This is a genomic window from Luteococcus sanguinis (assembly GCF_039527675.1).
GTDB classification, from domain to species: Bacteria; Actinomycetota; Actinomycetes; order Propionibacteriales; family Propionibacteriaceae; genus Luteococcus; species Luteococcus sanguinis.
On sequence record NZ_BAAAKI010000009.1, the window covers coordinates 34,437 to 44,787 of the forward strand.

The 10,351-nt window shown below is 68.2% G+C and carries 13 protein-coding genes and 2 pseudogenes; 11 read left to right on the forward strand and 4 right to left on the reverse strand.

What is annotated here, in order from left to right; all coding sequences use genetic code 11:
- Positions 1 to 49 precede the first annotated feature (49 nt).
- Both ABD089_RS07235 and ABD089_RS07240 read right to left on the reverse strand, forming a co-directional pair.
- Positions 50 to 268: a hypothetical protein gene (locus tag ABD089_RS07235; RefSeq protein ID WP_343885617.1), complete on the reverse strand. Its 219-nt coding sequence runs from the start codon at positions 266 to 268 to the stop codon at positions 50 to 52.
- Positions 269 to 448: 180 nt separating this feature from the next.
- Complete coding sequence (locus ABD089_RS07240) at positions 449 to 1,030, reverse strand: DUF1349 domain-containing protein (protein ID WP_343885618.1); 582 nt, start codon at positions 1,028 to 1,030, stop codon at positions 449 to 451.
- 125 nt (positions 1,031 to 1,155) lie between these two features.
- On the opposite strand from ABD089_RS07240, the gene ABD089_RS07245 reads away from it, so the two are divergent.
- The 3 genes from ABD089_RS07245 to ABD089_RS07255 all read left to right on the forward strand — a co-directional run bounded on the left by ABD089_RS07245 (position 1,156) and on the right by ABD089_RS07255 (position 3,498).
- Positions 1,156 to 1,503, forward strand: coding sequence for a GntR family transcriptional regulator (locus tag ABD089_RS07245; protein WP_343885619.1), 348 nt, complete (start codon positions 1,156 to 1,158; stop codon positions 1,501 to 1,503).
- A gap of 61 nt (positions 1,504 to 1,564) precedes the next feature.
- The gene (locus tag ABD089_RS07250; protein WP_343885620.1) at positions 1,565 to 2,518 is read left to right on the forward strand and encodes an SdpI family protein; all 954 of its coding nucleotides are present in this window, start codon (positions 1,565 to 1,567) and stop codon (positions 2,516 to 2,518) included.
- 89 nt (positions 2,519 to 2,607) lie between these two features.
- Positions 2,608 to 3,498 (forward strand): patatin-like phospholipase family protein, encoded by an 891-nt coding sequence (locus tag ABD089_RS07255; protein ID WP_343885621.1) that lies wholly within the window; start codon positions 2,608 to 2,610, stop codon positions 3,496 to 3,498.
- Positions 3,499 to 3,519: 21 nt separating this feature from the next.
- Here the strand turns inward: ABD089_RS07255 and ABD089_RS07260 are convergent, their stop codons facing one another.
- The gene (locus ABD089_RS07260) at positions 3,520 to 4,080 is read right to left on the reverse strand and encodes a class I SAM-dependent methyltransferase (RefSeq protein ID WP_343885622.1); all 561 of its coding nucleotides are present in this window, start codon (positions 4,078 to 4,080) and stop codon (positions 3,520 to 3,522) included.
- A 166-nt stretch (positions 4,081 to 4,246) separates the two neighbouring features.
- Here ABD089_RS07260 and ABD089_RS07265 point away from each other — a divergent pair, with 166 nt between their 5' ends.
- The 3 genes from ABD089_RS07265 (at position 4,247) to ABD089_RS07275 (ending at position 7,190) form a co-directional block, all read left to right on the forward strand.
- Positions 4,247 to 4,774, forward strand: coding sequence for an NfeD family protein (locus tag ABD089_RS07265; RefSeq protein ID WP_343885623.1), 528 nt, complete (start codon positions 4,247 to 4,249; stop codon positions 4,772 to 4,774).
- Between the two features lie 61 nt (positions 4,775 to 4,835).
- Positions 4,836 to 6,350: a flotillin family protein gene (locus tag ABD089_RS07270; RefSeq protein WP_343885624.1), complete on the forward strand. Its 1,515-nt coding sequence runs from the start codon at positions 4,836 to 4,838 to the stop codon at positions 6,348 to 6,350.
- Positions 6,351 to 6,359: 9 nt separating this feature from the next.
- Positions 6,360 to 7,190, forward strand: coding sequence for a DUF3152 domain-containing protein (locus ABD089_RS07275; RefSeq protein WP_343885625.1), 831 nt, complete (start codon positions 6,360 to 6,362; stop codon positions 7,188 to 7,190).
- Positions 7,191 to 7,202: 12 nt separating this feature from the next.
- On the opposite strand, the gene ABD089_RS07280 is transcribed toward ABD089_RS07275, so the two are convergent.
- Positions 7,203 to 7,427: an FCD domain-containing protein gene (locus ABD089_RS07280; protein WP_343885626.1), complete on the reverse strand. Its 225-nt coding sequence runs from the start codon at positions 7,425 to 7,427 to the stop codon at positions 7,203 to 7,205.
- Between the two features lie 436 nt (positions 7,428 to 7,863).
- Between ABD089_RS07280 and ABD089_RS13820 the strand changes: the two are divergent.
- The 5 genes and pseudogenes from ABD089_RS13820 to ABD089_RS07295 form a co-directional block, all read left to right on the forward strand.
- Positions 7,864 to 8,316, forward strand: a pseudogene (locus ABD089_RS13820) (enolase C-terminal domain-like protein); the annotation flags it as partial.
- A gap of 133 nt (positions 8,317 to 8,449) precedes the next feature.
- Entirely contained in the window at positions 8,450 to 8,767 is a 318-nt protein-coding gene (locus ABD089_RS13825) for a cation:dicarboxylate symporter family transporter (protein WP_425560026.1), read from the forward strand.
- Positions 8,746 to 9,657 (forward strand): annotated as a pseudogene (locus tag ABD089_RS13830) (cation:dicarboxylate symporter family transporter); the annotation flags it as partial. The gene ABD089_RS13825 and the pseudogene ABD089_RS13830, both read left to right, overlap by 22 nt.
- 52 nt (positions 9,658 to 9,709) lie before the next feature.
- Positions 9,710 to 9,973 (forward strand): hypothetical protein, encoded by a 264-nt coding sequence (locus ABD089_RS07290; RefSeq protein ID WP_343885628.1) that lies wholly within the window; start codon positions 9,710 to 9,712, stop codon positions 9,971 to 9,973.
- Between the two features lie 5 nt (positions 9,974 to 9,978).
- Complete coding sequence (locus ABD089_RS07295; protein WP_343885629.1) at positions 9,979 to 10,248, forward strand: hypothetical protein; 270 nt, start codon at positions 9,979 to 9,981, stop codon at positions 10,246 to 10,248.
- Positions 10,249 to 10,351: the final 103 nt, after the last annotated feature.

A 10,351-nucleotide genomic window follows, 5' to 3' on the forward strand; every position in this document is an offset into this window, starting at 1 on the left:
GGGGCGGGCTCGCGTTCGTCGTGATGCAGGGGGCGCGGGGCGTGAAGAGTCAGGCGTCGGAGGCCGACTGGTAGGTGGAGGTCACCCTTCCGACGAACACGTCGTCGGCCCAGGCGGTGGCGGATGCGGCATCGTCCAGCGGGAGAGCTTCGCTTGCATGGACCGTGACGATGGTGCGTGGCTTGTTGGTCTCGTGGACGGCCACGCCGAGCAGGCTGGCTCCCAAGGCGCATGCGGCGACGGCGGCGAATCTGCCCGAACGTGTCATGTCAGTGCCCCCAGATGGATACTTCTCCGGTTCGAGCTGTCCACAACCCGCTGTAACTCACGGCTGAGTTGTTCACGTCGCTGAGGACCAGGTCATTGACCGTGTTCCACGCATCTGGCTTGCTGGCTCCGCCGAGCGCTGTTCGTCCGGTCTCGCCGAGACCAGGAGCTTCGGTCGTGGTCAGGGGTGCAGTGAGGCGTCCGGTTCGGTGAGGCGCCAGCCGGTGAACAGCACCTCGAGCCCGGCGCGGGTGGGGGAGCAGGTGAAGGGTCCGGCCTCCAGTTCGACGTCGGGGCTCATTGGGATCAACCGCACCAGCCGGAAGTCCTCGCCCTCGACGCGGGCGCGCACCGTGATCGCGTCCCCGCTGCGAGAGGCGCGGATGGTGACCAGACGTCCGCCCCAGTCCGGCACGGGTGCCACCGACCAGTCCGACCTCACGTCGGTGACCACCGCCCCGAGCTGCGGGGTGCCGTCGGCGAATTCGACCCCGGCCTTGACCCAGTGGCTCTCGTCAACGCGCAGGAAGACGCCGGCCTGGTCGAACTGCTGGCTGAACCGGGCCCAGAAGTCCACCTCGATCGCCTGCTCGCGTCCCAACGGTGCGATCAGGGCGTGTTCGTCGTCGTGGATGAAGCCATAGGAGGTTGTCCGCCAGGCGTCCGAGCCCTCTTTTGCCTCGACAAGCAGCCCACCGGGGGTCTGCTGACTGCGCACGGGTGGGGTGGTCCAGCGGCCTGTGGCCCAGTCGACGGTCTCCATGCGCCGACCCTAATGGTCTGGGCGAACCGGGGTTGGTTTGCACCGCAGTCGGTTCAAACCGACCCTGCTCCGCAGGTCCGGCGGCCCCTCTTGCAAGTGTGCGTTGTTCTAGTGACAATAGAACTATGTTGTGGCAGGTGGATCCCTCCTCGCGTCACCCGCTCTTCGAGCAGCTGGCCGGCCAGGTGCGCCGCGGCATCGCGGGCGGGGAGCTGGGACGAGGGGAGCGGCTGCCCGCAGCCAAGGAGCTCGCCACCAGCCTCGACGTCAACCTGCACACGGTGCTGCGCGCCTACCAGGAACTTCGGGACGAGGGCCTGATCGAACTGCGGCGCGGGCGGGGTGCCGTCGTGATCGCCGACGAGCCGGGTCTGGTCCAGCTGCACCGCCTCGCTGACGAGCTGCTGTCACAGGGCCGACGCCTTGGTCTGTCCCGACCCCAGATCATCACCATCCTCAACGACCGGAAGTGAGAGTCGCATGAACGTCTCGTCCTCATCGCGGGGAGTCGACCGCGAAGGCGCCCCGGCGCGCGTGATCTGGCTTCCCCTGGGCGTGGTGCTGGCCGCCACCCTCGCCGGTTTCGGGCTGGTGTGGTCGGTGCGCAGTGAGCTGCCGGACCCCGTGGCCCGGCACTGGGGAGCCGACGGACGCCCCGACGGGTTCAGCTCCCTGAACAGCCAACTGGTGTTCGGCCTGCTGTTCTGCCTCGGGATGCCGCTGCTGATGTTCGGCCTGGGGGCGGGGATGCGACAGTTGCGCGCGATGGGGACGGTCGCGGCCGGGTTGGCGGTCTTCCTGTCCACGCTGCTCTTCGGTGGCCTGTATGCCCAGCGCGGCCTCGATTCGGCGACTGCCGCCTCGGCGAGCTGGCCGATGTGGCTCGGTTTCACCGCGGGACCGCTGGTCGGGTTGCTGGTCTGGCTGGCCGTCCGGGACACCACCCCTCATGTGGCGACCACGGGGCCGGGGGTGGGGGCGCCTCGCGTCCGCGTTGCCCCCGGAGCCCGGGTGGCCTGGACCGGCTCCACCCGCGCTGGGCGTCCGGCACTGGTGGGGGCGGTCGTGGGACTGGTCCCGACCCTGGTGATCGGCGTCGTGTTCTGGACGACGGGGAACCGGAGCGCCGGCCTCCTGATGTTCGTGCTCACGGTCGTGCTGGCCGCGCTCCTCAGCAACCTGCGGTGCCGGGTGACGATCGACTCCCGTGGGGTCAGGGCCCTCGGCCTGGGCTTCGTCCCCTGGGTGCGGATCGGCCTGGACCAGATCGAGGAGGCCACGCTGGAGACCGTCTCCCCATTGGGCGACTTCGGGGGTTGGGGCTATCGCAGCAAGCTGGACGCCTCCGGTTCGTGGGGGCTGGTCACCAGTGGGGGAGAGGCGTTGGTCATCGAGCGGGCCGGCAAAGGGCCCTTCTACCTGACGGTGGACGGTGCGCGCGAGGCGGCGTCCGTGGTCAACACCCTGGTGGCGCGGACCGGGCGGTGAGCGGCGGTGTGTTGAGCGTCCGGTGTGTTGCGCGGGGTCACGGATGGTCGCCGTGGGTCGTCGCTTCCCACCCCTGCTTGAATGACGACATGCCGCAATCCCTGACCACGAACATCGATGACGTCGCCCTGGTCTTCGAGGGTGGCGGGATGCGGGCGGCACACACGTCCGCCGTGGTGCAGGAACTGATCGCCAACGAGCTGTGGTTCGACTGGGTCGGCGGGATCTCCGCGGGTGCCACGAACACGATCAACTACGCCAGCCGTGATGCCGCCCGCGCGGCGACCTCCTTCATCGACATGTCCGAGGACCCGAGCTTCGGCAGCTGGCGCACCTGGGTGCGCGGCAAGGGCGTGTTCAACGCCGAGTACATCTACGAGCAGACCGGCGAGCCCGGCCAGGCCTTCCCGCTCGACCTCGAGACCTTCACCGCCAACCCCGCCACGGTGCGGATCGGTGCCTTCAACGCCAACACCGGCGAGTCCCGCTACTGGGGCAAGGACGAGATGACGACGGTCCGCGAGATCGGGCAGCGAGCCCGGGCCAGTTCGACGATGCCCGGGCTGATGCCCTTCGTCACCATCGACGGCGAGACCTGGTGCGACGGGGCCCTCGGCCCCAGCGGCGGCATCGCCCTCGACGCGGCGATGGCCGACGGCTACGAGCGCTTCTTCGTCGTCCTCACCCGGCAGAGCGGCTACCGCAAGGCCGCACCGCGCCTGCCGCGCGCCTACGGTGCCCTCTTCCGTCGCTACCCGAAGGTGGCCGCCGCGCTGTTGCAGCGGCACGAGAACTACAACCGGACGCTCGAACAGCTGGCCTCGCTGGAGGAACAGGGCCGCGCCTATGTCTACCGTCCGGAACGGATGACGATCTCGAACCAGGAGCGACGCATCGACCGGCTCCGGGCTGCCCACGCGGACGGGGTGACGCAGAGCCGCCGTGACCTGCCGGGCTGGAAGCGCTTCCTCGGACGCTGAGGCCGTGGGCCACCCCAACGCTCAGCGACGGGTGGCGATCAAGACCTGCGCGTCGGGTGCGACGGCCACGTCGACCGACTCGAAGCGTTCGTCCTGCAACCACTCGCGGCGCGTGAGGTCGCTCAGGGCGTCCATCCCCAGCCCGTCCAGTCCGCCGGGGAAGTCGTCGATGATGACCAGTCCGCCGGGTTCCATCGCCGCGCACAGCGCCTCCCGGTCGACCCCCGCGGCGGTCTGCTGGTCCAGATAGAGCAACGAAAAGGGTCCGCGGGCAGCCAGGTCGCGGCATCCACCCATCAGCACCTCGACGTCGGCATCGGCGAGCGCCGCGCGAGCCAGCTCGGCCAAGGCCTCATCCCGTTCCACGGTGACGATGTGGGCATGCTGAGGAGCGCCGGTGCGCAACCAGGCGGCGGCCGCCCCGCTGCCGGTGCCCAACTCGCCCAGCGTCCCGGTGCGGGAGGCGGCAAGGGTGGCGAGCAGCCGTCCGGTCTCGTTCCGGGTGGTGTGCACATAGCCCACCGCCAGGCTGCTGCGCAGCGCCCGCTGCACCAGGTCGGGGACCTCCGTTGGACTCGTCACCACCACAGTCTGTGCACTCGTCCGAATGCTGGTGAGCCGGTCCCGCGATGTGGAACGACGTGCAGTGCCGAAGGGCGGGAGGGAGGCGGCCGCTCGGCCATGATTCATCCAGCTCTCAGGCATGGAGACCCTAGTCGGGCTAGGATTGGGGCGGAGGGGGGATGTCATGGGCGAGTTCCTGATCATCGGCGGCATCGGTGCGGCCCTGCTGCTGGTGCTGTTGGTCGTGGGGGATGTGCTGGAGGGCATCAACCACTTCGAGGCGTTCGGCGGTGAACTCTTCTCCTCCGCGGGTCTTGCCGGTTTCATCGGCGCGCTCGGCTTCGGTGGCGCGATCGCGCTCTCGCTCACCCACAGTTATCCCGTCGCGGTCGGGGCCGGCGTGGTGCTGGGTCTGCTGGTCGGATGGCTGGTCGGGTGGCTCACCCGCAAGATCAAGGACGACGAATCGCAGCCCGCCCTGCGGACCGCCTCGTTGGTTGGTCTCGGCGGCACCGTCATCTCCGACATTCCCGTGTCCGGCTACGGCGAGGTGCGCCTGTTCGCGGGCGGGCAGCCGATGAAGATCAACGCCCGTGCAGACCACCCGCTGGCGGCGGGAACCAGGGTGTGGGTCAGCGACGTCCTATCCGCAACCGCCGTCCAGGTGCAGGCGACCGACGCCCTGGAAGCCGGCCCCGAAGAACTCCAGTAGCACCGCCGCTCGACGTCCATTTCGTCCCCAGATCGTCCGAAGTCGTTCCACAAGGAGAAACATGCCTTCACCGCTGCTCACCGCCATCCTCGGCCTGGTGGTGCTGTTCGTCCTGGTCGGCCTGCTGGTCGCCAGCCGGTACAAGGTCGCCGGGCCCAACGAGGCCTACCTGGTCACCGGTCGCAAGGGCAAGGAGGTCCGCAACCTCGAGACCGGCGTCGTGTCCACAGACCTGTCCGGCCAGAAGGTCGTGATGGGCGGCGGCGTGTTCGTCGTCCCCTTCGTGCAGCGCCTGGGAGTGCTGGACCTGTCCAGCCGCCGCATCCCGGTGCAGATCCGTGGTGCAGTCTCCGGCCAGGGCATCAAGCTCAACCTGGACGGCGTCGCCATCGTCAAGGTGGGTGGCAACGAGGGCTCGATCCGCGCCGCGGCCCAGCGCTTCATGACCCAGCAGGACGAGATCGAGACCTTCACCCAGGAGACCCTCGCGGGCGCGCTGCGTTCCATCGTCGGTTCGCTGAGCGTCGAGCAGATCATCCGTGACCGTGCCGCCTTCGCCCAGCGCGTCGCGGACGAGTCGGAGGCCTCGCTGACCGGTCAGGGCCTGGTGCTGGACGCCTTCCAGATTCAGGACATCACCGACGACGGCAGCTACCTGAGCGACCTCGGACGTCCCGAGGCAGCCAAGGTGCAGCAGTACGCCGCCGTTGCCGAGGCTGCGGCCCACCAACAGGCGGAGCAGGCCCGACTCGCCGCCGAACAACAGGTCGCCATCGCGAACCGGGAGCTGCTGCTGAAGCGCGCCGAGATCAAGGCCGAGACCGATGCCGCCGTCGCCCAGGCCGCCGCCGCCGGGCCGCTGGCCCAGGCCGACCGTGACCAGGCCATCCTCACCGAGCAGGAGAAGGTGGCGGTGCGCCAGGCAGCGCTGAAGGAGCGCCAGCTGGACACCGAGGTGCGCAAGCCCGCCGACGCGGAGCGCTACCGTCGCGAGACCGAGGCCGAGGCCAACAAGAATGCGGCGCTCTTCCAGGCCGAGGCTGCCAAGGCGCAGTCCATCGCCGCCGCCGAGGCCGACGCCGAGAAGGCGCGCCTGACCGGTGTCGGTGACAAGTCCCGCCGCACCGCCCTGGCCGAAGCCGAGGCGATCGAGGGTGCCAAGCGAGGCGAATCGGAGAAGGCTCGTCGTGTCGCCGAGGCGGACGCCGTCCGGGCCGAGGGCGAGGCGAAGGCCGCCGCGATCCTGGCCACCGGTCAGGCCGAGGCCGAGGCGATGAACAAGCGCGCCGACGCCTACGCCCGGTACAACGAGGCCGCCGTGCTCCAGATGCTGGTCGAGGCGCTGCCGCTGGTCGCCGAGAAGGTCGCCGCGCCGATGGCCGGCATCGACAAGCTGACGGTGATCAGCACCGATGGTGCCGGGGCCCTGCCGAAGCAGGTGACCAACAACATCGTCCAGACGATGGAGTTGATCAAGAACACCACCGGCGTCGACCTGTCGAACCTCGTCAGCAAGTACACCGAGGGGTCCGACACGTCGTCCACGATCGTCGAGGTGGAGCAGCCCAAGTCCTAGTCTGAGGTCGTGCCCTCGACCGAGCCGCGCCCACCGTTGGGCACTGTCCTCCCGCCGCTGCGACTGACGCAGCGGGGGAGGGTGGTGCTGGCGGTGGGCGCGCTGCTTCTGGCGGTGCTGCTGGCCTCGCTCATCAAGGGCTGTGGGGCGGACGCGACCACGATGGGGGTCCCGGCCAGCACGGGCCCGGCCGCGGCTGGTTCGCCGTCCGCCAGTCCGACGCCTTCGGTGTCGAGTTCAGCGGTGGCGCCCAGCGCGACGGCGTCGCGGACGTCGATCCTGGACGGCATCGTGAACAGCGGTGACAAGGGCAGCGGCGCCTGGAACCAGGCCAAGGTGGCGATCGCCACGATGCACACCGGCAAGACCAATGCGCACCGGTATGTGGTGAAGGTGGAGACCAACCTCGGGCTGGACCAGGACGCGGTGGCGCGGCAGGTGCAGTCGATCCTGGACGACGACCGCAGCTGGTCGTCCAGCACCTCGAACTCCTTCACTCTGGTGACCGACCCCGCCAAGGCCGACCTGACGATCTACCTGGCCTCGCCGGACACCACCCAGAAGATGTGTCGTCCACTGGACGTGCTCGAGACCTGGAGCTGCCGGCAGGGCAGCAATGTCGTCCTGAACGCCGACCGCTGGCGCTACATGACGCCCACCTACGACGATCTCTCGTTGTACCGGGCCTACATGGTCAACCACGAGGTCGGCCACTTCATCGGCCGCGACCACATCGGTTGTCCCGCCCAGGGGGCGACCGCCCCGGTGATGATGCAGCAGAGCAAGTCCCTGGGTGGCTGCACCATCAACCCCTGGCCGTCTGCTTCCGACGGTCGTTGAGCGCTGGTGTGGTCAGGAGGGGACCAGGGACAGGGCTGCCGCGCTCAGGCTGTTGTCGATGTGGCTCTGGACGAGCGCAACGGCCTTCTCGCGTTCACCGGCGATGACAGCCTCGGCGATCTTGCGGTGGTCGTCGCGGTCGCGGGTGCGGGGCTCGGCCCCAGGCTTTGCGATGAAGATCGTCTCCGCCCACGAATCCGTCATCCCGATCAGCTCGTCCATGAGCAATGCATTCATCGACTTCTCCACGATGGATTGCTCGATCATCGCCCTCGTCAGCGACGTCGTTGTCGATGGCAAGCCCCTGGTCGGCTACGGGTTCAACTCCAACGGCCGGTACTCAGCAGGCGACATCCTGCGCCGCCGTATCCTGCCCCGCCTCCTGGAGGCACCCGAGGACGCCCTGCTCGACGAGAACGGGGAGCTGTCCCCGAGCAAGGCGTGGGACCTCATGATGCGCAACGAGAAGCCCGGCGGCCACGGTGAGCGTTCCGTTGCTGTCGGCGTCGTCGACATGGCCCTGCACGATCTGGCCGCCAAGATCGCCGACGTGCCGTTGTACCGCTGGATCAGCGACCACTACGGCGACGGCAACCCCGACGACTCGGTGTGGGTCTACGGCGCGGGCGGCTACTACGCCCCCGGGAAGACGCTGTCGCACCTGCAGGACGAGATGCGCCGATTCCTGGACGCCGGGCACGACGTCGTGAAGATGAAGGTCGGTGGCGCCCCGCTGGCAGAGGACCTGCGCCGCATCGAGGCCGTCCTCGATGTCGTGGGTGATGGTTCCCGCCTGATGGTGGACGTCAACGGCAAGTTCGACCTCGACGAGGCGCTGGCCTTCGGGCGCGCGATCGACCAGTACGGCCTGTTCTGGTACGAGGAGATCGGCGACCCGCTCGACTACGGCCTCAACGCCACCGTCGCCGAGCACTACCGCGGCCCCATCGCGACCGGCGAGAACCTGTTCTCGATGCAGGACGGCCGCAACCTGATCCGCTACGGCGGAATGCGTCCCGACCGTGACTGGCTGCAGTTCGACCCGGCCCTCAGCTACGGACTCGTCGAGTACTGCCGCACCCAGGCCATGCTGGCCCAGCACGGCTGGTCCTCGCGCCGCTGCATTCCCCACGGCGGGCACCAGTTCAACCGCGCCGGCACCGTCGCCGGTGGATCTCACCGGGGGCGGGGGCCGCCGGTCGGGCCTTGCCACGGCGCTGTGGTTCCAGGTTCTCGTGGCGGCCGTCCTCGGCATCGCCGTGGGCTGGCTGTTCCCATCGTTCGGGGCCGCCATGGCACCGCTGAACGACTGGTTCATCGCCCTGATCAAGATGATCGTCGTCCCGGTGGTGTTCGTCGTCATCGTCAGCGGCATCGCCTCAATGGACAACCTGCGCAAGGCGCGGCGGATCGGCGTCAAGTCGATCGCCTACTTCCTTGCCCTGTCGCTGGTGTCCATGCTCATCGGGTTGCTGGTGGCCAACGTGTTCCACCCCGGCTCGGGAATGAATGTGGACCTTGCATCGCTCTCGAGCACGGACCTACCGGAAGTGCCACCGAGGCGCATCCCACGGTGACCAGCTTCATCTTGGGCCTGATCCCGAAGAACCTCATCGGCGCCTTCACGGGCACCAGCCTGCTCGCCGCACTGGTGGGCTCCTTGTTGTTCGGAGTCGCGCTGAACAAGGCCGGCGAGGTGGGCCGCCCGCTGGTGGCGGGGATGTACGCCCTCGAGAGCGTGGTGTTCACGGTCGTGGGGTGGGTCATGCGACTCGCGCCCCTGGGTACGTTCGGTGCCCTTACCGCAGTGGTGGCAACCACCGGCACGCAGAGCCTGAAGGGGCTCGGATACCTCATCCTGCTGTTCTTTGCCACGTGCGTGGTCTACGTGATCGTGGTGCTCGGGGCCGTCATGAAGCTGTGTGGGCTCAGCTTGCTCGGGCTGATGCGGTTCCTCAAAGCCGAGCTGCTGATCGCCCTGAGCACCTGCTCGAGCGAGGCCGTCCTGCCCCAACTGGTCAAGCGGTTGGAAGAATTGGGGATCGGCCGTCCTGTCGTCGGCATCGTCATCCCCGCCGGCTTCTCGTTCAATCTGGACGGCTCGGCGGTATACCTGACGATGGCGTTCCTATTCCTCGCGCAGGCGACGGGTGTCGACCTGACCCTCGGGCAACAGCTGACCGCGGTGGCCATCATGATGCTCACCAGCAAGGGCACGGCCGGCATCGCGGGCGGGGCTTTCATCGTCCTGGCCAGCACCCTGTCGGCCATCGGCATGGTGCCCGTCGCCTGCTTGGCCCTCATCGTCGGGATCGCCCGCATCCTCAATGAGGGGCGCGTTTTCGTCAACGTCCTGGGCAATGCCGTGGCGGCCATCGTCATCGGCAAGTGGGAGAACGACTTCGATCACGCGCGGGCGGCCTCGATCCTGTCCGGGCGGCACCAACCGGATGAGTTCGTGGCGTGATCCCCCGGCTCTGGGGCGCATCGCATGGGTCGTCAAGAGGTCGCGCAGGGTCTTGTCCACGCATTTCTCGCAAGGTAACTTGTTGCCATGGACGAGCCGATCATCGCCGCGTCGGGCACTCAAGCACGGTCTTGGTGAAGAAGAGATTCTGCACGCCTATCGCACCCCGATCCGCGCGTGGGATCTCGGTGACGGGTTCACGATGATCGTGGGTGCCAATCAGGCGGCGATCATCCTTGAGATCGGCTACATCCAGGGTTCCACGGCCATCGTGATCGTCCACGCGATGCGAGCCCGCGAGAAGTTCCTGAGGTGATGACGATGCCCCGTACTGTCGACGAGATTCTGGCCCACGCGGACGAGCTGGCCGCGCGTTTCGAGAACTACGAACCCAGCGAAGCCGACGAGATTGACCTGACGGCCGTCAATGCTCTGCGCGCAGCCGTGGCCGAGCAGTCTGTGGCTGAGCGGCACGTGCTGGAGGCGGTGCGCACCGCACGCAAGGCCGGCATGTCCTGGAATGCGATCGGAACGTTTGTGGGAACGTCCGGTGAGGCCGCCCGGCAGCGTTACATGGCCAAGGTTGCCTGACCCGCCTGTTGAGGCGCGCCCTGCGGTCACTCGATCCGCGGCTACTAGTTCCATTGACTGCAGATCGGGCCTTGGCCGAGGCTCGGTTCAGGTGGTCGGGGCG

Excerpts from the sequence above, each read along its gene's own strand:
- ABD089_RS07235 (WP_343885617.1), bottom strand. The coding sequence starts at position 268 with ATGACACGTTCGGGCAGATTCGCCGCCGTCGCCGCATGCGCCTTGGGA.
- ABD089_RS07240 (WP_343885618.1), bottom strand. The coding sequence starts at position 1,030 with ATGGAGACCGTCGACTGGGCCACAGGCCGCTGGACCACCCCACCCGTG.
- ABD089_RS07245 (WP_343885619.1), top strand. The coding sequence starts at position 1,156 with ATGTTGTGGCAGGTGGATCCCTCCTCGCGTCACCCGCTCTTCGAGCAG.
- ABD089_RS07255 (WP_343885621.1), top strand. The coding sequence starts at position 2,608 with ATGCCGCAATCCCTGACCACGAACATCGATGACGTCGCCCTGGTCTTC.
- ABD089_RS07265 (WP_343885623.1), top strand. The coding sequence starts at position 4,247 with ATGGGCGAGTTCCTGATCATCGGCGGCATCGGTGCGGCCCTGCTGCTG.
- ABD089_RS07270 (WP_343885624.1), top strand. The coding sequence starts at position 4,836 with ATGCCTTCACCGCTGCTCACCGCCATCCTCGGCCTGGTGGTGCTGTTC.
- ABD089_RS07280 (WP_343885626.1), bottom strand. The coding sequence starts at position 7,427 with ATGAATGCATTGCTCATGGACGAGCTGATCGGGATGACGGATTCGTGG.
- ABD089_RS07295 (WP_343885629.1), top strand. The coding sequence starts at position 9,979 with ATGCCCCGTACTGTCGACGAGATTCTGGCCCACGCGGACGAGCTGGCC.